Below are 19,073 nucleotides of genomic sequence, written 5' to 3'. Positions count from 1 at the left end.
GGAATGACGCTTACGCCTTGTCGAACAGGGACTCGACGTATTCCCAGTTCACGAGGTTCTCGACGAACGCCTTGAGATAGTCGGGGCGGCGGTTGCGGTAGTCGATGTAGTAGGAATGCTCCCAGACGTCGCAGCCGAGGATCGGGGTGGCGCCGTGCACCAGTGGATTCTCGCCGTTCGGGGTCTTGGAGATCTCGAGCTTGCCGTTCTTGACCTGGAGCCAGCACCAGCCGGAGCCGAACTGGCCGACGCCGGCCGCCTGGAAGTCGGTCTTGAACTTCTCGAAGCCGCCGAGGTCCTCGTTGATCTTCTTCTCGAGCTTGCCCGGCAGCTTGGTGCCGCCACCATTGGGCTTCATCCAGCTCCAGAAGTGGATGTGGTTGTAGTGCTGGCCGGCGTTGTTGAACACGGCGGGGTTCTTGCCGAACGAGCCCTTGACGATCTCCTCAAGGGACTTGCCTTCCCATTCGGTCCCTTTGAGCGCGTTGTTGCCGTTAGTGACGTAGGCCTGATGATGCTTGTCGTGGTGGAATTCCAGCGTCTCCTTCGACATGAACTGGCCGAGGGCGTCATAGGCGTAAGGGAGTGGGGGCAGCGTAAAGGTCATGGGTTCTTGTCCGCGACTGATGGGGAACTGGCTTAACGGGGACTCTTATAGAAGGTTCCCCGGCCGTTAAATACCTCAGAATTTGCGAAAACGCGTGATGCGACCACTGGGCCGGATTGCACAAAATCGGCGCAGTACGAACATTCGCTGCAGGCCAGGTCGGTCGACGCAAAATATCATTGCCTTTGAAGCGCTTATGACAGAACGAATGCATCGACAAGTGGAGCTCCGAAGGACCGAGCCATGAGTATCGAAATCGACATCCTGAACGGCGACGCCTCGTGGCCGATCGCAGAGCCGCTGCATCAGGCGGTCTGGGGACCGCAACAGGTCGCGGACAAGCCCTGGTCCCACGTCAAATGGGCCAATGCCGATCTTCGCGTGCTGATCGAGACGCCCGAGGACGGCCTCATCTGCCATGTCGGCATCTATTTCCGCACGATCACGTGGAACGGGCAGAAGACGCATATCGGGGGCATCGGCGGCGTCTGCACGCGGGAAGACCAGCGCGGCCGAGGCTATGCAACCATGGCAATCGACGCAGCGGTGCATACGATCCGCGCCAACGAGGCGGCCCGCTTCGCCTTGCTGTTCTGCGAGCCGCACAACGCCGCCTTTTACGCGGCGCGGAGCTGGCTGCCCTTCAACGGCGAGGTCTATTGCGAGCAGCCGGAGGGGCGGATCCGGTTCGGCTATATGGCGCCCTATGTCTTCCACATCGTCCGCGCGCCGACCCTGGGCACCATCGACCTCTGCGGCCTGCCCTGGTGAGACCTGCATGGCGAGGGGTGGCGCGGACATCGCGCACCCGTTAATATGTCGATCATCATCCAATATTCCGCCCGGTGACAGATGACGATCGACGCTCCCCTAGACGCCGTCCCGCCGCGCGCACCGGTTGCCTCCCCCATTGCGAGCCTGCTGACCGCGCCGATCCTGCCGACGCTGCTCCGGCTCGCGATCCCCAACATGATCGCGATGGTCGGCAGCACGCTGGTCGCGATCGCCGAGACCTCCTATATCGGCCGGCTCGGCACCATCCCGCTGGCCGCGATCGCGCTGGTGTTTCCGTTCGCGATGCTGACGCAGATGATGAGTGCGGGTGCGATGGGCGGCGGCGTGTCGTCCGCGATCAGCCGCGCGCTCGGCGCGGGGAATCGCGACCGCGCCGCGACGCTGGCGCTGCATGCCGCCATCATCGGCCTCTGCGGCGGGCTGTTCTTCACGGTGATGATGCTCGTCTTCGGCCGCACGTTCTTCACGCTGCTTGGCGGCCGCGAGCGCGTGCTCGAGGAAGCCAGCGGCTATTCACAGGTGCTGTTCTCCGGCGCGGTCGCGATCTGGCTCGTCAACACGCTGGCCTCGGTGATCCGCGGCACCGGCGACATGCGCCTGCCCTCGATGACGCTGATTGGCGCGAGCGTGCTGCAGATTGCGCTCGGCGGCACGCTTGGGCTCGGCCTGTTCGGCGTCAAGCAATTCGGCATGCCGGGTGTCGCGGCCGGCCAGCTGATCGCGTTCAGTTGCGCGGCGATCTTCTTCCTCTGGTATCTATCGTCCGGCCGCAGCCGGCTGCAGCTCGATTTCCGCGCCTTCCATTTCGAGCGCGCGATGTTCCTGGACATTCTGAAAGTGGGCGCGGTCGCCTGCCTGTCGCCGCTCCAAACCGTGCTCACGATCTTGATCTTCACAAGAATACTCGCGACCTTCGGCACTGAAATGCTGGCCGGCTACGGCATCGGCTCGCGGCTCGAATTCCTGCTGATCCCGATCACCTTCGCCTTCGGCATCGCCTCGGTGCCGATGGTCGGCATGGCGATGGGCGCGGGACAGGTGAAGCGCGCGCGGCGTGTGGCCTGGACTGCGGCGGCGGCCTCCGCGCTGACCGTCGGCCTGATCGGGCTCGTCATCGCACTCGATCCGGCGCTGTGGGTGTCGCTGTTCACTGGGGATCCCGGCGTCACCGCCGCCGCACACAGCTATTTCCACTGGGCCGGTCCGGCCTTCGCGTTCTTCGGCATGGGCGTGTCGCTGTATTTCTCCTCGCAAGGCGCGGCGCGCGTCGGGGGTCCCGTGCTGGCCTCCACCGCGCGGCTTCTGATCGTCGCGATCGGCGGGATCGGTCTGATGACGGCGCAAGCGCCGGCCTGGACGCTGTTCGCGCTGGTCGGCGGTGCCATGGTCGTGTTCGGCCTGTCGACTGCGGCCTCGGTCGCCTTCGCGCGCTGGGGCAAATGAGCGCAGGTATGTAAACGCACATCGATAAACGCAGGAATGTGATTCCGGCCGGCGTTGCACTATCTCGCCGGGCTGCTATGGAGGCGCTCCATTTTCGGGGCCCTTTCCATGACTTCCAGATTCGCCGCTCTCATCCTCCTCCTCGCCGCGCTGCTTGGGACGTCTGCCGCTCATGCGCAGAACGTCGACGGGACGTGGCTGACCCAGGCGGGCGATGCGCGCGTCAAGATCACCAAATGCGGCGGCGGCATCTGCGGCCACATCGTCTGGCTGCGCGAGCCCTACGACACGGCGACCGGCCAGCCTGCTACCGACAGCAAGAATCCCAATCCTGCGCTCGCCAAGCGGTCCATGATCGGCCTGCCGCTGTTCAGCGGCATGGAGCCCGCGGGGCCGAACAAATGGTCCGGCCAGATCTACAACGCCGACGACGGCAGCACCTATGCCAGCAGCATCAGCGTCACGGGCGCGGATTCGCTGCGGGTCGAAGGCTGCGTCGGCGCGCTCTGCGGCGGCGAGACCTGGACGCGCGCGGGACGGTGAGGTCGACGAACTCTCGTGCCCCGGCTCTGCGCAGCACCGCTACGCATTGCAGCGCGTCCGGGACACAAGAATACTTCACGCCATCATCGCCTTCAGCGCCGTTGCCGCCGAGGCGTAGCCGCCTCGTGCGCCATCGATGAAGTGCACGTGATCGCTGCGCAACGCCGACGGCGTGAAGCAGGTCATCATGGCGGCGTCCTGCGGATGGAGGCCGTAGCGCACGACGCCTTCGCGTGCGGCCGCCGCCAGGCGATCGCTCAGCGCGCGTTCGAGCTCCGGCGTACAGTCGAGGATCATGCGCAGACCGTCGTCATATTTCCTGAAGTCGGAATTCTCGACGACCTGACGCCTGTAGAGGTTGGGCACGAAGCCGCCGACCTTGAGGTCGAAGCGCATGACCAGATAGACGAACAGCGTGTAGGCCAGCACGGTGGCGCGGCGCGCGATCAGCGGGCCGCCGCGCCTGGTCCGGGCCTCGTAGTCCAGCCCCTGCGGCGGCCATTTCAGCGGCGGCCCCTGCGGAGGCACCGGGCGCGCACCATCCGGGCTGCGCTCGACGAGGTGGATGATGTCCTCGATCACCTTGCGAAACAGATGCGGATCGGCGTCCCGTGCCGGCATCACCAGCACCGAAAGGATCAGCCCACGCGAGGCCGGCATCACCTCGAAGCGGCAGGACAGGCCCGAGAGATCGGGCTGCGTGCCCGCCGGGGCTTCCGGCACGGCAAACTCGCCACGCTTCATCGCAGCGTCGGCGAAGGCGAGCCCGCCGCCGGAGAACATCGCATAGGACAAATTGGCCGACGGACCGAAGCGCGCGACACGCACATCGAGGCCATGCGCGCGAATGGCGCTCACCGGCACCAGCGCAACGCGCATGGTCAGATCGAGGTCTTCCCGCACCCAGGTGGCGGTCGCGGCCAGCGCCTCGCGCGCGGCAGTCAGGTCGGACGGCGCGACGGCAAAACTTGCGCCGTCGCCGCCGAACACGAAGGGGAATTCGCGTCCCTCCAACGCGTTCGTCACTGCCGCGATCACGGCGGCGCCGGCCATGTTGACCGCCTTGTAGCGCTGCGCCGCGATCGCCTTGGTGGAATCGACGATATCGGCAACGCCGATGCTCCAGTCATCCGGGAGCGGCGCGTAAAGCGCGGGGTCCATCAGGCTGGTGAAGCCGCGAAAGACGGGAATGCCGTCATAGAAGGATTCGCCTGAGGTCATCGGGGATGCCGGATGGTTGGAATGCGCAACAAATACGTGGCAGGATCGATCCGGGTTCGCCGGTCGGCGGCCCCTTTCGATCATTGGCCGAAACAGGCCAAGACAACAAGATGCCGCAACAAGATGCGGCGGCAACAAGATGGGGCCGCGCTGCGATGCCGCAGCAGGTCATTGATCGGCATCAAACGACCGGCCGGCGAGTGCGGCTATCGTCGTCCAGCTCCACGGGTTTCATGGGATGATCGAGGTGTCCGACTTCGGCAGCAAGGACTCTACCTCCCCGGTCCGCCGGCGCACGGGCATCGACCCGATCAGCGCGGTGAAGATGCCCGAAAGATTGACGGAAGCCGTCGATGCCTGGGCTGAAGCCCATCGCCTGACCCGTTCGGATGCCATCTGCAAGCTGATCGAGCTGGGCCTGAAGATCGCGCCCCCGGTGCTCCCGTCGGAACACCCGGTCGCCTCGGAGGCCACCAGGAGCGAGGAGATCGCCATCCACGAGATCGAGACGCTGCTCGATCCGGCCCTGCCGGCCGACGAACGTGAGCGACGCATCCGCCGCCTCACCGAAGGGCCGCCGGAATTTTCCCACGAACGGATCGACCTGCCGAAGGATTCCCCGAAGCACGGGACGTGAGCAGCTAATGCAGCTTCTCGTCCTGGCGCTTGCGCAAGGCATCGAGGGACGCGTCATGGCAGCCGACCAGGCGCACGAATTGCTGCGGGTACATTTCATAGCCGTGACTGCCGGAATTCTGGTGCGTCATCGGCGGGCAGCGGACGTCGTCCAGCCTGGCGCGGGATTGCTCCGTCGGGCCCTGATGTGAAGCGGTCATGTTTGGCATGGCCATGGACTGCTCCCTGTCGATTAGGGCAGATCGATTGACGTAACCCAATCGATTGCGGGGCATCTTACGACCAAATCCGGCTGAATGTCATTGTGCCGGATCAACGCAATCATGACGGCCGGGTTCCGGCTATGCCGTATTCCCGGCATCGACGGTGAACACGGATCCGGTGACGTTGCGGCCGCCTTCGCCGAGCAGATATTCCACCATGCGTGCGACGTCGTCCGTCTCCGGCAGGCGGCGCAGCGCGCTGCGGCCGGCGATGCGCTTGCGCCCTTCTTCGGACAGATTATGCGTGAGCTCCGTGTCGATGAAGCCCGGTGCAATCGCGTTCACGGTGATGCCGACCTTGCCCACCTCGCGCGCCAGCGAGCGGGTGAAGCCGGTGGCAGCCGCCTTGGTCGCGCCGTAGACGGACAGGCCGTTATAGCCGGTCGTCGCAATGATCGAGGAGATGTTGATGATGCGGCCCGCGCCGTCCGCCATCATCTGCCGCGCCACATATTTGGTGAGGATGATCGGCGACAGCACGTTGAGCTGCACCAGCGCCTGGATCTCGGAGTTATGCATGGTGGCGAGCAGGCCTTCGGTGCCGAGACCGGCATTGTTGACGAGGCCGTAGACCGGACCGAATTCGTCGCGCACCAGCTTTGCGAAGGCCGGAATGGCATCGATCACGGCAAGGTCGCAGGCGCGGAAATGCAGTCGCCCATCCGACTCCACGATCGCAGCCTTGAGCTCGTCGCTCTCGCGCCGCGCCGCCGCGATCACGTTATAGCCGGTGCCGGCCAGGCGCTTGCTGATCGCGAGGCCGATGCCGCGGCTGCCGCCGGTGACGAGGACATTATGCATCGGTGCGCGCCAATTTTCCGGCCGGGGTGACGTCGAGCGCCTCGACGAAGCGGATCACCGCCGGCACCTTGTGGGACGCGAGCTGTGCCCGGCATCGCTCCAGGATCTGGTCGCGGATCTCCTTCGCGCGCGTGGGATCGGTGCCCTCGGTCAGGATCACGTCGGCGACCACGATGCCGCCGGTGATGGGGCTCTTCCGCGACTTAGCCCGCGACATCCGCACGTCGGGATGGCGGTTGATGACCGCCTCGATCTCTTCAGGATGGACCTTCAGCCCGCCGATATTGATGATGCCGCCGCGGCGACCGACGAAATAATAGCGATCACCGCGCCGTTCGACGATGTCGCCGCTGTCGACGAACCCGTCGTCATCGGTGAGCGCCGCGGCGCTGCGGCCGACATAGGCATGTGCAGTGCGCGTCGAACGGATCCGCAGCGAGCCGTCCACCACCTTCATCTCGACGCCATTGCGATTGCCGAGATAGTCGGCCGGAAAGCCTTCCAGCCCGTCGTTCACGGCGAAGCCGACGCCGGCTTCGGTCGAGGCATAGGCATGACCGACGGAAGAATTGGGAAATGCCGCCTTCAGCCCGTCGAGCACCGCCTGGTCGGCGATTTCACCGGAGAGGCGGACATAGGCCGGGGCGAATTGCGCGGCCGAACCGCTCATCAGGAGCTTGCGCCAATGCGACGGCGTGCCGGAAATGTGCGAGACGCCGCGCGCCTTCAGCCGCGCGACGTGATCGCCGAGCGCCTCATGCGGATCGGACAACACCATCGAGCCGCCGGAGAGGATGGCGCGAAGGAAGATCTGCAGGCCGCCATAGCGCCGGATGTCGTAGAACGTCGCCCAGACCGGCGCAGGTCCGCGCGCGGGGCCCTCGGCAACGATCGCGCCGGTCAACGCTTCCAGCGTGTGGCCGACGATTTTCGGCACGCCCGAGGTACCCGAGGTGAGCATCAGCCATTCCGTGGCGCGCTCGGTCCTGGCCGGCGCGGTGACTGTTGGCGGCAATTGCGCGGTGACGACGAGCGACACGCCCGAATCGGCCCAGTGATCGGGCTCGTCGGTGACGACGGCATCGATCCCGGCATCCGCGATCAGCGCGTCGAGATGCGCCGGGTTGAGATCGGGCGGACACAGCAGCATGCGACGCGCGATGCCGTCGAGCTCGATCATGGCGAGGCCCGACCGGAGCTGGTCGGACAATTTGAGCAGCACGGCGCGACCCGACAATTCGCGCAAGCGGCCGCCGAGGACCGTCTGCGACAGGATGTCGGTCAGCGATACGACATCATGCGCATCGGAGATCGTGCGTCCCTTCAGCTCCGCGCCGAGATGGTCGCGGAGGGCGAAAATCTCACGCGGGGACATTTTCGTAGGCCCGCACGAAATCGCCCACCGTGGCGGGGAACGCTGCGTCCTCGGAAATGGTGAAGGGATCGACGCCGGTGTCGTCCTCGAGGCGCGCGACGAGAATGGCGAAGGCGAGTGAATCGAAACCCGTCTCGTGCAGCGACAGATCGTCCGACAGCTCCGGAAGCGCGACCTTCTGCTCCCTGGCGATCTGCCGGATCGCCTCAATGACCTTAGACCTTACCGACATGGCTGGCTCGCTTTGTTATCGTTGGCGTTGCGGCGGCTCTTGCTGGCCGCCTCCCCATGGCGGCTTGTTTACCCGAGAGAAGTAAATGGCTTCTTGGACAATTCAGATAAAATTGGACCTATCTGTCGATTTTGGCGGGGCTACAGCCTGATCGAGCCATCCAGGATGGCGGCATAAGCCTCGGCATCCAGCGGGACGTACGCACCGGATTTCGGCTCCGACATGAACAGCGGATCGGAGATGGCGGAAGGATCGAATCCTTCCCGCGACAGATCGCCCTTCTTCTGCTTGAACGTTTCGGTCGCATCGATCTCGCCGGAGATGCGGATGAACACGGGCCGCGCATAGGCCGGCAGGCGCTGCGCGAGATGCGCAGGCAGTGCCGTCATGTCAAAGCCCTCGTTGACGACGATCGCACTCATGCCGGCGCGGCCGTCGGCACCGGGGATGCTGACGCCGTAGGTGGTGGCGTCGACCACGCCGGTGAAATCGCGCATCACCTCGTTCACCTCCGAGGTCGCGACGTTCTCGCCCTTCCAGCGGAACGTATCCCCGATGCGATCGACGAAATGAAAGAAGCCCTTGTCGTCGATCCGCATCAGGTCGCCGGTGCGAAACCAGGCGTCGCCCTTGGCAAAGACATCGCGCAGGACCTTCTTCTCGGTCTCGCCGGCGTCGGTGTAGCCCTCGAAGCGGCCGCCGCCCTCGTCGGCGGTGCCGATGCGGCCGATCGCCTCGCCCGCCTCGCCGCGGGCACAGGCGATGCAGAAGCCCTCGTCGTTGCGCAGCGGCGAACCGCTGTCGGGGGCGAGCCTGACGAGATTGGCGGGGAAGCGGTGCGCGAGCAGCGGCGGGATGCGGCCGATCGCGCCCGGCTGGCCCTCGACGTTGAACAGCGAGAAATTGCCTTCCGTCGCCGCATAGAATTCGAGGATGCGGGGAATGGCGAAACGATCCTGAAAATCTTCCCAGATGTCGCCGCGCAGGCCGTTGCCGCAGACGAGGCGCAAGCGATGGCGGTTCTCGTATTCCGACGGCGGCGCCTTGAGCAGGTAACGGCAGAGCTCGCCGATATATTGCAACAGCGTGCAGTCGTGGCGGACGATGTCGGGCCAGAAATGCGAGGCGGAAAACTTCTCGGCGATCACCACCGAGCCGCCGGCGGCGAGCATGCTGCACGGCGCAACGATGCCACCGACGGAGTGAAACAGCGGCAGGCAATCATAGAGCCGGTCCTGCGGCGTGGCGCCGGTGAGTCCGGCGAACCATAAACCCCAATTGAGAATGCGTCGGTGGCTGATGCTGGCGGCCTTCGGCAGGCCCGTCGTGCCCGAGGTGTAGATCAGCAGCGCACGGTCGTTGATGGTGACCTCGCCGCGCTCCTCCTGCGACAGGGGAGCATCGTCCAGCACCGCAAGTGCGACATCGATGGCGCGATCGCCGCGGGCATCGCCGTGGGTCCACACCTTGGCCTCTGTCTTCAGGTGCGGTGCGGCGCCATCCAACATCTCCGTCAGCTCATGCGCCACGATGATATGAGCGGGCCTGGCGACGTCGATGCAGTGCGCGAGCGACGGCCCGACCAGCTTGGTGTTGAGGAGCGCGACCACACCGCCGACCCGGCTGATGCCGAGCCACGCCGCGACATAGTCGATGCCGTTCGGCATGATCAAGGCGACGGTATCACCCTTGGCGACGCCGACCGAGCGCGCCCAGCGCGCGTAGCGATTGATGCGCCTCGACAGGCCCGCGTAGTCGAGACTTGCCTCGTCCGTGACCAGCGCGACGCGGTCGGGCTGCCGCTGCGCCCAATCGTCGACCACGTCGGCGAACAGACGTCCCGGCAGCGTCTCGATCCGCGCGGTGAGCTCGATGGCCTTCAGCCAGATCTTTGAAGCCGAAGGCGGGCGCGCGACTTTTTGCCGTTCGATGACACCGGTCGTCATGCCGCTCATTCTTTCGGAATGTGTCTGCAACTTCCTGCAGCTTAGCTCCCGCCTCCTGCGCAGGTGTTAAGAGACAAGGTAAAAGCCGGTTAGTAGCCGATTAACTCTAGTGATCCTTTACCAAGCCGGCGGGTTCGGCGTGCGAGCGAACGGCCTTTGCAATACTCATCACGCGCGAGATCTTCCCTCTCCCCTTGCGGGAGAGGGTGGCTCGCCGCGGAGCGGCGAGACGGGTGAGGGGTCTCTATCCGCGAGCTCACATGCAGAAAGAGACCTCTCATCCGGCGCTTCGCGCCACCTTCTCCCGCAAGGGGAGAAGGAAGCAGGGCGCGTGACTTCCGATTCTTCTTGAGACACAACTCATGATCACCAGACGACATCTCCTTCGGACCGCCATATGCACCGCGGCCGTGTTCGCTGCACCGCGCGCCTTCGCCCTCGGCAATCCCTCCTATCCCTCGCGCAGCGTGAAATGGGTGGTGCCTTATGCGCCGGGTGGCGCGACCGACCTGCTGTCGCGGCTGCTCTGCCAGCGGCTGTCCGACCGGCTCGGCCAGACCTTCGTCGTCGAGAACAAGCCCGGTGCCGGCAGCAATATCGGGACGCAGGCGGTCATCTCCTCGGCACCCGACGGCTATACGCTGCTGCTGACCTCGACCGCGAACGCGATCAACGCTTCGTTCGATCCGGCGCTGCCTTATGATTTCGCCAAGGGCATCGCGCCGGTCGCCGGCGTCGCGCGGATTCCGCTGGTGCTGGTCGTTAACAACGACCTGCCTGTGAAGACCGTCGCCGACTTCATCGCCTACGCCAAGGCCAATCCCGGCAAGATATCGATCGCTTCCTCCGGCATCGGCACCTCGCTGCATCTGTCCGGCGAATTGTTCAAGTCGCTGGCCGGCGTGCAGTTCACCCATGTGCCCTATCGCGGCTCGGCGCCGGGCCTGACCGACGTGATGAGCGGCCATATCCACGGCATGTTCGACAACGTCACCTCGTCGTTCGAGCTGGTGCGAGCGGGAAAGCTGCGCGCGCTCGGCGTCACCACGCGCGAGCGCTCGGAGATTTTGCCGGACGTGCCGCCGATCGCGGACACGCTGCCCGGCTACGAGACGTCATCGTTCTACGGCGTCGGCGCCCCGCACGACACGCCGCGCGAAATCATTGACCTGCTCAATCGCGAGATCGACGCTGCGCTGTCCGATTCCGGCATCAAGGCCCGCGTCGCCGAGCTCGGCGCAATCCCTCTGCACGGCAACGCCGGTGAGTTCGGCGGCCTGCTGACCGCCGAGACCGATCGCTGGCGCAAGGTGGTCGAGCTGTCGGGGATCAGGAAAGATTAGCGGCAACACCGCACGCGAAACACGGAAGCGCCGGTCCGTCCGGTGCTAACCGCGATGCACGTGACGCAAGCGCTGCGGCGGCGCCTGGACCGGATAATACGGATTGGGATCGCAGATCGCGGAACGGCCGGAGGCCGTGGCGCGACATTGCGGCAGAGAGGTGAAGGAGCAGTCGTACCACTCCCCGCCACCGCCGTTCGCACCGGAATAGACGTGCATGCAGACAGGATAACGCGGATCGAAGGTCTGCGCCTGCGACGGCGCGCTCGCGAGCAATCCGGCCACAAGGATCAGGCCGGACGAGAGGCGGAGGGACAGTATTCCGGTACGCCGCATCGGAAGTCTAATGCACCTTCTTGTGACGCTTGCGCGGGGGCGGCGGCGGCTCGTCGAAGGCGTAATAGGGGTTGACGTCACAGCTGGCCGAGCGGCCCGAGGCGGTCGCGCGGCACTGCGGCAGCGAGGTGAAGGAGCAATCGAAATAGTCGCCGCCGCCGCCACCGAAGCCGCCGGGCATATAGACGTGCATGCACACCGGGTAGCGCGGATCATAGGTCTGGGCGCTGGCACCGCTCGCAACGAACAGCGTGGCAATCGCGGTGAGGGTCAAAATCGGCAAGCGCATGGACGTAATCCTCGAATCGACGGCGTCGTCGGGTCTGATGCCGACGGCCTGCTATGGCATAACATCAGGCCGGAGGCGACTGTTCCAAGGGACAGATGACGGCAAGGTGAGAGCAGCAGGCAGCGGCGCTAGGCGCCGAGCCCTTGCAGCACCAGCCGGTTCAGCCGCGCCGCAAACGCCGCCGGGTCTTCCGGCAGCTCGCCGTCCAGGATCTGCGCCTGCTCGAGCAGGAGCAGGCTGAGGTCGTCGACCGTGTTCGAGCCGGCCTGCGCCCTGGTGACCGCCGTGACCAGCGGATGGCGCAGATTGATCTCGAGGATCGGCTTGGTGCGCATGCCGCGGTTCTGCTGCGACAGGATGCGCTCGAGCTCGCGGCTCGGGCCCTGGCTGTCGGCAACGAGGCAGGAGGCCGAGCTGGTCAGGCGCGTCGAGGCCTTGACGTCGCTGACGCGCTCGCCGAGCGCAGCCTTGATCACGGCGATGGTGGCCGCTTCGTCGGCCGCGGGCTCGTCCTTCTTGGCCTCGTCCTTGTCGTCGACGCGCGGGATCAGGTCGAGATTGAGATCGCCCTGGCTCAGCGACTTCAGCGGCTTGCCTTCGAACTCCGAGGGCATCGAGGTCCAGAAGGCGTCGACCGGATCGGACAGCAGCAGCACCTCGATGCCGCGCGCAGTCGCGGCTTCCAGCCGCGGATTGGATTTCAGCCGCTCGATGCTGTCGCCGACGAGGTAGTAGATCTCGGTCTGGTTCGGCTTGAAGTCGGCGATGACCTGCTTCAGCGACCGCTTCTCGCCCGACGTCGTGGTGAAACGCGACAGCGCCAGCAGCTTTTCGCGCCGCTCGAAATCCTCGTAAATGCCTTCCTTGAGCACCGCACCGAAGGCATCCCAGATCTTGGCGAAATTCTCCGGATCCTTCTCCGCGAGGCTTTCGAGCTCCGACACGACCCGGGTCGCCACGGCCTTGCGGATCTGCGCCAGCTGCGGATTGTTCTGCAGCATCTCGCGCGAAATGTTGAGCGGGAGATCCTCGCTGTCGACGACGCCGCGGATGAAGCGAAGATACCCCGGCAACAGATCGGCATCGTCGGTGATGAAGACACGGCGGACGTAGAGCTTCACCCGGCCCTTGCGGTTCGGCTCGAACAGGTCGAACGGCTTGGTCGAGGGCGCGAACAGCAGCACGGCGTAGGAATAGCGGCCCTCGGCGCGATAATGCAGCGTCATCGCGGGATCGTCGAAGGCGGAGGCGATCTGCTGATAGGCCTTCTTGTAGTCGTCTGCCGTCAGCTCGGATTTCGAGCGCTGCCACAGCGCGCTCGCCGAATTGATCTGGCGCGGCTCGCCCTCTTCCGGCACCAGCTCGATGGGAAACAGGATGTTGTCGGAATAGGCCCCGACGATGCGCTCGATCTCGAAAGCCTCGAGATATTTCTTGGCATCGTCCTTCAGGTGCAGGACGATCTCGGTACCACGCGCGAGGCGCGCGGCTTCCTCGTCGCTGGCACGGGCGATCTCGAAGCCGGAGCCGCCCTGCGACGTCCAGGTCCAGACGTCGCTCTCGCCGGCGCGGCGGCTGATCACGACGATCTTCTCGGCGACCATGAAGGCGGAATAGAAGCCGACGCCGAACTGGCCGATCAGGCCGAGGCCATCTTTGGCCTCCTTCAGCTTCGACACGAACGCCTTGGTGCCGGAGCGGGCGATGGTGCCGAGATGGTCGATCAGCTCCTGCCGCTCCATGCCGATGCCGTTGTCGGCGATCGTGAGCGTCGTGGCCGTCTTGTTCGGGATGATGCGGATCTTGAGCGCGTCGCCCTCGCCGAGCAGCGAAGGGGTGGCGATCGCCTCGTAGCGCAGCTTGTCGCAGGCGTCAGAGGCGTTGGAGACGAGCTCGCGCAGGAAGATATCGGTCTCCGAATAGACGGAGTGCACCATCAGGTGCAAAAGCTCGGAAACCTCGGCCTGGAAGGGCTGCGTATGCACAGCCGTGTCTGACGTCGTCATGCGTTTACCCGGTCAAAACGAAGGGGAAGAAACCCGGGATATAACGCGAGCGGACGAAGGATCAAGTGGACGTGAACAGTAGTCCTTCGGCGGAAGGAGGCCTGGCCCGGCGGGGCCCGCAGATCAGGTCACGCAACGGCCGGGTTGGAGCAGCTTTGCGACCTCGGTCAGCGAGCTCACCATCGGCTCACAGGCGATCGTCGGTCTGGTGCGCACCTTGTTCTGGTTCTGGAGCAGCACCGGCGGCTTGGCGTTGCCGGTCTCGATCACCGCGGGGACCCGCAGCAGCACCGAGGTGTCGGCGAGGTCGTTCAGCCGCATCGAGACGGTGCGAGTGGGAACCGCGGCCTGCTTGAGCTCGGCAAGGCGGTCAGCCTTGCCGGCACGATTGACGTCACGATTGACGTTATGGCTTGGCGCGTAGTTCAAGCTGTGACTGGGCACATCGGCGACCGCCTGCCAGCGGTCGGCCAGATCGTGGCCGGAGGCCAATTGCACCGCACCGAGCGTTGCCGCAATCGCGGCGGCGCCTAAAAATGCCTTGTGAATCTGTGACATGGCTATCGGTCCCTCGCCCCATGGCGATCGCGGGAACAACGCGGGCGGAGGACCGGGGGTTCTCGGCCGTTACGATCACTTAACCGTGTGTGGCAAAGGCGGCAGCCCCCAAAAATATTTCTCAGGCCGCGGAACGACTCGCGCAGACAGGAGTCGTCTCAACAGCCGGCTATTCCCCCCTGCCCCATAAGCCGGCGACGTAGGGCGCGACTGTGGTGATGCCAGTCGCGCCTTACTTTTGTCTGGGCCTCACTTCTTCCCCGCCAGCCAGTCCCGCCCCTCGCCATAGAGCTTCTCGACCTCGGGCCCGATCAGGCCCGGCATATCGCGCTTGACCTTGTAGCCGATCAGCTCCTGCATGTAGGCGAGATGACGATAGCCCTCGGGCAGCGCGGCGAGCGCTTTCTGGTCGAGCTTAAGCTCTGCTGCGGGATCGACCGGGTCGATCCGGTCTTTCTCGTAGATCGGCTGGCGGCGGACGATGCCCCATTTTCCGATTCCTGATTGGTCCTGCCGCTTCTCCAGGAAGTCGTAGAAGCGTCCGGTGCAGACGACGTCGCAGAGCACGTCGTGCACCTGCGCGCGCTGCGAGATCGTCATCTTGGTCTGGGCGATGGCCCGCTCGCCGGCAAGGTCGATGCTGGTGCCGCCGAGGAAATGCAGGATGCGTACACCTTTGGCAAATCCCTCCTGGCTGACGCGCATGAAATCCCGCGCCGGCCCCTGAAACCAGGTCGCGGACATCCAGCCTTCCTCGTGCCAGACCGTGGCAAAGCGCTCCCAGTCACCGGCATCGCGCCAGACCGCCCAGTTCTCGACGAGGTCGCGGATGGCAAGGCGGTCGAGCAGTTGCTGGTCCATGGTGCGTTTCTCCCGGAGGCGTGGGGCTGCGATGAATGTCATCGGCCCGAAATATCAACGGGGCAATGAGGTTGGCGTCAAGCGGGGGATGATGCTGCACGGCCCCGCGAATTGCCCACATCGAAGCAACCGCGACGCGAGCACCGAGCCTTGCAATCAACCAGACCGGGACTAGTATGCGCGTTGATGCAGATGAAACTTCTCTTGTTGGCCGCGCTTCTCGCATTGTTGGCTGCTTTCCCTTGCCACGCGCAGACAGATGCGCAGAGCGAAAGTGCCCAAGCTTGGAAGGCGAAACTGTCAGCACACATCGCCAAGAGCAGGCTGTTCCCGGCCCAGGCACTGGCGCAAACCGGTGAGGCCAGGGTTGGCTTCGTCATCGATCGGTACGGCAAATTGGTCTCGCGGGCACTGGCTGCGAGCACTGGCTCGCGACTGCTCGACGATGCCGCGCTGGACATCGTCGCCCGCGCCCAGCCCTTTCCACAGCCGCCTTCGGAGCTGAAGGAAGAGACATTCTCTTTCGTGGTCCCGATTGTCTTCAGCGGCCGACAATTTCGGGTGCCGACCGACGGGCTGGTGCTGAGCATGCCGGCTTCCGGCTCCACGGCGTCCGACGCGATGGCCGCCTGGCGCAAGGTGGTCTCCGAGCACGTCTGGCGCAACAGGGTATTTCCCTCAAATGCGATAGGTCAAAGGGCCGATGCCGGCGTCACATTCGTGGTCGACCGTTCGGGCAAGTTGATTTCAAACGCCCTGGTGGAAAGCACGGGCTTCGCGCCGCTGGACGCGGCGGCGCTAGCCATGGTCGAGCGGTCCGCGCCCTTCCCGAAGCCACCCGCTGAGGCGAAGGACGATCTACAGAGGGTAACCATCCTCATGGCTTTCGACGGAATTCTGCCCAAGCCAGCTCCGCCGTCACCGGAACGAGAAAAATTTCTCCAATCCTGGGTCGAGGAGCAGGCCAAGCTCAGTCCAAAGTCCCCGGGGCCAGATGATGCCAAACTGAACTCCATGATGCGTAGCATCTGCCGCGGCTGCTGAGGCGGAGCATCGCTCGGCAACAAAAAGCGGCGCGCCTTACGACGCGCCGTCTTGCTTTCCGATGAAGGCTTCCTTAAGCCGCCGGCGCCTTCGGCGTGCGGTTGCGCGAGTTGCGCTGGAAGAACAGGGCCTGGCTCGCCACCGCCGACACCATCGCCGGCTGGAACGGCTTTGAGATCAGGAAAGCCGGCTCCGGACGCTCGCCGGTCAGGAAGCGCTCCGGGTAGGCGGTGATGAACACCACCGGCACCTCGAAGGTGCGCAGCAGCTCGTTGACGGCGTCCAGACCCGACGAGCCGTCGGCGAGCTGGATGTCGGCGAGGATCAGGCCGGGCCGCTTGTTCTTGGCCAGTGCCACCGCATCAGCGTGGGTGCGCGCGACGCCGACGACATTGTGGCCGAGATTCTTCACCAGGCTCTCGAGGTCCATGGCGATGAAGGTCTCGTCCTCGATGATCAGCACGTCGGTGGCGATCTCGGCCGCCATCTCGCGCCCGGCGGCATCCGCCAGCCGCCGCGTCTCGGCGACGTCGGTGCCGAGGATGTAGCCGACTTCCTCTTCCGAGAACCCTTCCAGCGACAGCAGCAGGAAGGCCTGCCGCGGCAGCGGCGTGATGTTCGACAGCCGCCGCTCGGGCGGCATCGGCAGGGTCGCCACCTCCGAATCGTCGTTGACCGAGACCGAATTCCAGATCTGGGTGAACAGCCGGAACAGGCCGGCGCGCGGCCCATGGCTCTCATCGAGCACCGACGGATCTCCCAGCATGGCTTCCAACATGGCTGCGACATAGGCGTCGCCGGAGGCCTGGCTGCCCGTCAGGGCGCGCGCATACCGGCGCAACAACGGCAAGTGTTCAGCAACGAGCTGCGAACGGGACATCCCCACTCCATTCATCTTCGGGCCGACCTCAAGGTCCAGGGCGTTACGCGGGGGGCCCGGGTTCCCCTGCTGGGGTTGATTACGCCTGAGCCTAAGAAAAGTTCCCCCCGCCCGGGAACTTTTTGTCGAACCTGGAATTGTGCCTATCCAGGGAACGGCTCCCGGTTGAGAAAACTTCTCGAATTTACAGTCACTTAACTCGGGGAAACGTGGAACAGGTCATGAAAGATCTCAAGTCTCAAGCCAGCAGAAGCACGACCCCCGGCAAGGGAGGGCTCACTCCGGAGATTCAATCCCGGATCGGCCATCAGTTGCGCGCCATGTACGACGATGTCGTACGACAGGGGGTTCCAGATCGGTTCGCCGAACTGATCAAGAAGCTTGATGCGCCGGGGGCAGCCCCCCAACTGGGCGATGAGGGCGGATCCAACGACAACAACAATGGGAGGGATTAATGCCTCTCACGGACTCCCTGCGTGACGACATCCTGGCGGCCGTGCCGAGCTTGCGCGCGTTCGCCATTTCGCTCAGCGGCAATGCGGACCGCGCCGACGATTTGGTGCAGGAAACACTGCTCCGCGCACTCGCCAACATCGACTCGTTCCAGCCCGGCTCCAATCTTCCGGCGTGGCTGTTCACGATCCTGCGCAATCTGTTTCGCTCCGACTATCGCAAGCGGAGGCGCGAGGTCGAGGACGCCGAGGGCAATTACGCCAAGACGCTGAAGACACAGCCGTCGCAGAACGCGCATCTCGAGTTCGAGGAATTCCGCACGGCGCTCGAAAAGCTTCCGCAGGATCAGCGTGAAGCACTGATCCTGGTCGGCGCCTCCGGCTTCTCCTACGAGGACGCCGCCTCGATCTGCGGCTGCGCCGTCGGCACGATCAAGAGCCGCGTCAACCGCGCGCGCTCGAAGCTTGCCGCGCTGCTCTATGTCGATGGCGCCGAGGATTTCGGCCCGGACGAGACCGTTCGGGCCGTGATCGGCGGCAGCGGCGGCTGACAGCCGGCGTCAAGCGAATTGAGGCAAGGATGAAGGCGGCCGTTTCCACGGCCGTCTTCGCCTGCCTCAAGACGGACTGCGTCCTCGATCACTCGTCCACGAAGGTCACGGTGTCAGCCACGCTCGCACGCGAGGTGCGGTAGCTGTTGACCGTGTGGGCGTGGTCGGCATAGCCGAACGAGATGCCGCAGACGACGCGGCGATCCTCGGGCAGGTTGAAGTGGCGGCGGATCAGCCCGGAGTGGCGCGCGAGCGCGGCCTGCGGGATCGTGCCGAGCCCGAGCGCCTGCGCCGCCAGCATGAAATTGCCGACATAGGCGCCGCAATCGATCGCACCGTAGATGCCGAGCGGCTCGTTGGTGTGGATGATGGCGACATGCGGCGCGCCAAAGAAATTGTAGTTCTCCAGCGCCTGCTTGGCGTACGCCATCTTGTCACCGCGGGCGATGCCGAGCGTGTTGTAGAGCTGAAATCCGCTTTCGCGGCGGCGTTCGAGATAGACGCCGACATATTCGCGCGGCGGGGTGAAATCGTAATCGTCACCGAGGCCGCCTGATGCTTCCTTGTAGATCGCCTTGCGGAAGCGCTCCTTGGCTTCGCCGCTGGCGATGACGACCTGCCAGGGCTGGCTGTTGCACCAGGACGCGGTGCGCTGCGCCGTGGTCAGCACGTGCTCGATGGTCGCGCGGTCGACCTGCTTCGGCAGGAAGGCGCGGACGGAATAGCGCTCGTTGAGCAGCTCTTCGAGCACACCGATGCGATCGTTTTGATTCACTTTTGCGTCCATTGCTTAGCTCGCTTTCGTGCCCCGGACGCGACGCAGCACGAAGTGATGCGGCGCAGAGCCGGGGCCCATGGCTCCTGGGTCCCGGCTCGCGCTCCGCGCGTCCG

22 protein-coding genes are annotated in these 19,073 nt (G+C 64.8%); 8 read left to right on the top strand and 14 right to left on the bottom strand.

The features are described from left to right. Nucleotides 1–10: 10 nt before the first annotated feature. The gene (locus UNPF46_RS23065; protein WP_014491764.1) at nt 11–607 is read right to left on the bottom strand and encodes a superoxide dismutase; all 597 of its coding nucleotides are present in this window, start codon (nt 605–607) and stop codon (nt 11–13) included. Between the two features lie 243 nt (nt 608–850). On the opposite strand from UNPF46_RS23065, the gene UNPF46_RS23060 reads away from it, so the two are divergent. From UNPF46_RS23060 to UNPF46_RS23050, 3 genes are all read left to right on the top strand, one after another. After that, nucleotides 851–1,378, top strand: a complete 528-nt coding sequence (locus UNPF46_RS23060; protein WP_142251536.1) for a GNAT family N-acetyltransferase — start codon at nt 851–853, stop codon at nt 1,376–1,378. Between the two features lie 81 nt (nt 1,379–1,459). After that, nucleotides 1,460–2,845: an MATE family efflux transporter gene (locus UNPF46_RS23055; RefSeq protein WP_142251535.1), complete on the top strand. Its 1,386-nt coding sequence runs from the start codon at nt 1,460–1,462 to the stop codon at nt 2,843–2,845. Nucleotides 2,846–2,953: 108 nt separating this feature from the next. Further along, on the top strand, nt 2,954–3,388 hold the full coding sequence (locus tag UNPF46_RS23050) for a DUF2147 domain-containing protein (protein ID WP_100175960.1): 435 nt from the start codon (nt 2,954–2,956) through the stop codon (nt 3,386–3,388). 75 nt (nt 3,389–3,463) lie between these two features. Here UNPF46_RS23050 and UNPF46_RS23045 read toward each other — a convergent pair whose 3' ends face one another. Further along, on the bottom strand, nt 3,464–4,609 hold the full coding sequence (locus UNPF46_RS23045; RefSeq protein WP_142251534.1) for a DUF3095 domain-containing protein: 1,146 nt from the start codon (nt 4,607–4,609) through the stop codon (nt 3,464–3,466). A gap of 238 nt (nt 4,610–4,847) precedes the next feature. Here UNPF46_RS23045 and UNPF46_RS23035 point away from each other — a divergent pair, with 238 nt between their 5' ends. Continuing rightward, nucleotides 4,848–5,246 (top strand): hypothetical protein, encoded by a 399-nt coding sequence (locus UNPF46_RS23035; protein WP_100175962.1) that lies wholly within the window; start codon nt 4,848–4,850, stop codon nt 5,244–5,246. Between the two features lie 4 nt (nt 5,247–5,250). Here UNPF46_RS23035 and UNPF46_RS23030 read toward each other — a convergent pair whose 3' ends face one another. The 5 genes from UNPF46_RS23030 to UNPF46_RS23010 form a co-directional block, all read right to left on the bottom strand. Then, a complete protein-coding gene (locus UNPF46_RS23030; protein WP_100175963.1) occupies nt 5,251–5,460 on the bottom strand; it encodes a hypothetical protein in 210 nt (69 codons plus the stop codon). 126 nt (nt 5,461–5,586) lie between these two features. Next, nucleotides 5,587–6,309, bottom strand: a complete 723-nt coding sequence (locus tag UNPF46_RS23025; RefSeq protein ID WP_142251533.1) for an SDR family NAD(P)-dependent oxidoreductase — start codon at nt 6,307–6,309, stop codon at nt 5,587–5,589. Beyond that, nucleotides 6,302–7,684, bottom strand: a complete 1,383-nt coding sequence (locus UNPF46_RS23020) for a class I adenylate-forming enzyme family protein (RefSeq protein ID WP_181770067.1) — start codon at nt 7,682–7,684, stop codon at nt 6,302–6,304. The genes UNPF46_RS23025 and UNPF46_RS23020 overlap by 8 nt, the downstream gene beginning before the upstream one ends. After that, on the bottom strand, nt 7,671–7,916 hold the full coding sequence (locus tag UNPF46_RS23015) for an acyl carrier protein (RefSeq protein ID WP_142251532.1): 246 nt from the start codon (nt 7,914–7,916) through the stop codon (nt 7,671–7,673). The genes UNPF46_RS23020 and UNPF46_RS23015 overlap by 14 nt, the downstream gene beginning before the upstream one ends. A 140-nt stretch (nt 7,917–8,056) precedes the next feature. Next, nucleotides 8,057–9,871, bottom strand: coding sequence for a long-chain-acyl-CoA synthetase (locus tag UNPF46_RS23010; RefSeq protein WP_142251531.1), 1,815 nt, complete (start codon nt 9,869–9,871; stop codon nt 8,057–8,059). 353 nt (nt 9,872–10,224) lie between these two features. Between UNPF46_RS23010 and UNPF46_RS23005 the strand changes: the two genes are divergently transcribed. Beyond that, a complete protein-coding gene (locus tag UNPF46_RS23005; RefSeq protein ID WP_142251530.1) occupies nt 10,225–11,205 on the top strand; it encodes a Bug family tripartite tricarboxylate transporter substrate binding protein in 981 nt (326 codons plus the stop codon). Nucleotides 11,206–11,250: 45 nt separating this feature from the next. Here UNPF46_RS23005 and UNPF46_RS23000 read toward each other — a convergent pair whose 3' ends face one another. The 5 genes from UNPF46_RS23000 to UNPF46_RS22980 form a co-directional block, all read right to left on the bottom strand. Then, nucleotides 11,251–11,541: a DUF3551 domain-containing protein gene (locus UNPF46_RS23000; RefSeq protein ID WP_100175966.1), complete on the bottom strand. Its 291-nt coding sequence runs from the start codon at nt 11,539–11,541 to the stop codon at nt 11,251–11,253. Nucleotides 11,542–11,548: 7 nt separating this feature from the next. Next, nucleotides 11,549–11,830, bottom strand: a complete 282-nt coding sequence (locus tag UNPF46_RS22995; RefSeq protein ID WP_100175967.1) for a DUF3551 domain-containing protein — start codon at nt 11,828–11,830, stop codon at nt 11,549–11,551. Between the two features lie 128 nt (nt 11,831–11,958). Further along, a complete protein-coding gene (gene htpG, locus UNPF46_RS22990) occupies nt 11,959–13,836 on the bottom strand; it encodes a molecular chaperone HtpG (protein ID WP_142251529.1) in 1,878 nt (625 codons plus the stop codon). A 123-nt stretch (nt 13,837–13,959) separates the two neighbouring features. Continuing rightward, a complete protein-coding gene (locus tag UNPF46_RS22985; RefSeq protein ID WP_142251528.1) occupies nt 13,960–14,394 on the bottom strand; it encodes a hypothetical protein in 435 nt (144 codons plus the stop codon). Between the two features lie 249 nt (nt 14,395–14,643). Further along, nucleotides 14,644–15,255, bottom strand: a complete 612-nt coding sequence (locus UNPF46_RS22980; protein WP_181770066.1) for a nuclear transport factor 2 family protein — start codon at nt 15,253–15,255, stop codon at nt 14,644–14,646. Between the two features lie 186 nt (nt 15,256–15,441). Here UNPF46_RS22980 and UNPF46_RS22975 point away from each other — a divergent pair, with 186 nt between their 5' ends. Then, entirely contained in the window at nt 15,442–16,299 is an 858-nt protein-coding gene (locus tag UNPF46_RS22975) for an energy transducer TonB family protein (protein ID WP_100177627.1), read from the top strand. 73 nt (nt 16,300–16,372) lie between these two features. Here the strand turns inward: UNPF46_RS22975 and UNPF46_RS22970 are convergent, their stop codons facing one another. Continuing rightward, nucleotides 16,373–17,179: a response regulator gene (locus UNPF46_RS22970; RefSeq protein WP_174718968.1), complete on the bottom strand. Its 807-nt coding sequence runs from the start codon at nt 17,177–17,179 to the stop codon at nt 16,373–16,375. A 221-nt stretch (nt 17,180–17,400) separates the two neighbouring features. Between UNPF46_RS22970 and UNPF46_RS22965 the strand changes: the two genes are divergently transcribed. Next, a complete protein-coding gene (locus UNPF46_RS22965; RefSeq protein ID WP_174718967.1) occupies nt 17,401–17,634 on the top strand; it encodes a NepR family anti-sigma factor in 234 nt (77 codons plus the stop codon). Then, nucleotides 17,634–18,182 (top strand): sigma-70 family RNA polymerase sigma factor, encoded by a 549-nt coding sequence (locus tag UNPF46_RS22960; RefSeq protein ID WP_100177624.1) that lies wholly within the window; start codon nt 17,634–17,636, stop codon nt 18,180–18,182. The genes UNPF46_RS22965 and UNPF46_RS22960 overlap by 1 nt, the downstream gene beginning before the upstream one ends. 88 nt (nt 18,183–18,270) lie before the next feature. Here the strand turns inward: UNPF46_RS22960 and UNPF46_RS22955 are convergent, their stop codons facing one another. Then, nucleotides 18,271–18,969 (bottom strand): nitroreductase, encoded by a 699-nt coding sequence (locus tag UNPF46_RS22955; RefSeq protein WP_100177623.1) that lies wholly within the window; start codon nt 18,967–18,969, stop codon nt 18,271–18,273. Nucleotides 18,970–19,073: the final 104 nt, after the last annotated feature.

This window comes from Bradyrhizobium sp. UNPF46 (assembly GCF_006658625.1).
GTDB lineage: Bacteria > Pseudomonadota > Alphaproteobacteria > Rhizobiales > Xanthobacteraceae > Bradyrhizobium > Bradyrhizobium nitroreducens.
Note: the sequence above shows the minus strand (reverse complement) of the source record. Positions and strands in the feature narration are given on the sequence as shown.

What these genes read in the sequence shown, in the direction of transcription:
- UNPF46_RS23010 (WP_142251531.1), bottom strand. Translation starts at nt 9,871, where the DNA reads ATGAGCGGCATGACGACCGGTGTCATCGAACGGCAAAAAGTCGCGCGC.
- UNPF46_RS23020 (WP_181770067.1), bottom strand. Translation starts at nt 7,684, where the DNA reads ATGTCCCCGCGTGAGATTTTCGCCCTCCGCGACCATCTCGGCGCGGAG.
- UNPF46_RS23050 (WP_100175960.1), top strand. Translation starts at nt 2,954, where the DNA reads ATGACTTCCAGATTCGCCGCTCTCATCCTCCTCCTCGCCGCGCTGCTT.
- UNPF46_RS23015 (WP_142251532.1), bottom strand. Translation starts at nt 7,916, where the DNA reads ATGTCGGTAAGGTCTAAGGTCATTGAGGCGATCCGGCAGATCGCCAGG.
- htpG (WP_142251529.1), bottom strand. Translation starts at nt 13,836, where the DNA reads ATGACGACGTCAGACACGGCTGTGCATACGCAGCCCTTCCAGGCCGAG.
- UNPF46_RS23055 (WP_142251535.1), top strand. Translation starts at nt 1,460, where the DNA reads ATGACGATCGACGCTCCCCTAGACGCCGTCCCGCCGCGCGCACCGGTT.
- UNPF46_RS23035 (WP_100175962.1), top strand. Translation starts at nt 4,848, where the DNA reads ATGATCGAGGTGTCCGACTTCGGCAGCAAGGACTCTACCTCCCCGGTC.
- UNPF46_RS22980 (WP_181770066.1), bottom strand. Translation starts at nt 15,255, where the DNA reads ATGGACCAGCAACTGCTCGACCGCCTTGCCATCCGCGACCTCGTCGAG.
- UNPF46_RS23060 (WP_142251536.1), top strand. Translation starts at nt 851, where the DNA reads ATGAGTATCGAAATCGACATCCTGAACGGCGACGCCTCGTGGCCGATC.
- UNPF46_RS22985 (WP_142251528.1), bottom strand. Translation starts at nt 14,394, where the DNA reads ATGTCACAGATTCACAAGGCATTTTTAGGCGCCGCCGCGATTGCGGCA.
- UNPF46_RS23030 (WP_100175963.1), bottom strand. Translation starts at nt 5,460, where the DNA reads ATGGCCATGCCAAACATGACCGCTTCACATCAGGGCCCGACGGAGCAA.
- UNPF46_RS22955 (WP_100177623.1), bottom strand. Translation starts at nt 18,969, where the DNA reads ATGGACGCAAAAGTGAATCAAAACGATCGCATCGGTGTGCTCGAAGAG.
- UNPF46_RS22975 (WP_100177627.1), top strand. Translation starts at nt 15,442, where the DNA reads ATGCAGATGAAACTTCTCTTGTTGGCCGCGCTTCTCGCATTGTTGGCT.
- UNPF46_RS22970 (WP_174718968.1), bottom strand. Translation starts at nt 17,179, where the DNA reads ATGTCCCGTTCGCAGCTCGTTGCTGAACACTTGCCGTTGTTGCGCCGG.
- UNPF46_RS23065 (WP_014491764.1), bottom strand. Translation starts at nt 607, where the DNA reads ATGACCTTTACGCTGCCCCCACTCCCTTACGCCTATGACGCCCTCGGC.
- UNPF46_RS23000 (WP_100175966.1), bottom strand. Translation starts at nt 11,541, where the DNA reads ATGCGGCGTACCGGAATACTGTCCCTCCGCCTCTCGTCCGGCCTGATC.
- UNPF46_RS23005 (WP_142251530.1), top strand. Translation starts at nt 10,225, where the DNA reads ATGATCACCAGACGACATCTCCTTCGGACCGCCATATGCACCGCGGCC.
- UNPF46_RS22965 (WP_174718967.1), top strand. Translation starts at nt 17,401, where the DNA reads ATGAAAGATCTCAAGTCTCAAGCCAGCAGAAGCACGACCCCCGGCAAG.
- UNPF46_RS22960 (WP_100177624.1), top strand. Translation starts at nt 17,634, where the DNA reads ATGCCTCTCACGGACTCCCTGCGTGACGACATCCTGGCGGCCGTGCCG.
- UNPF46_RS23045 (WP_142251534.1), bottom strand. Translation starts at nt 4,609, where the DNA reads ATGACCTCAGGCGAATCCTTCTATGACGGCATTCCCGTCTTTCGCGGC.
- UNPF46_RS23025 (WP_142251533.1), bottom strand. Translation starts at nt 6,309, where the DNA reads ATGCATAATGTCCTCGTCACCGGCGGCAGCCGCGGCATCGGCCTCGCG.
- UNPF46_RS22995 (WP_100175967.1), bottom strand. Translation starts at nt 11,830, where the DNA reads ATGCGCTTGCCGATTTTGACCCTCACCGCGATTGCCACGCTGTTCGTT.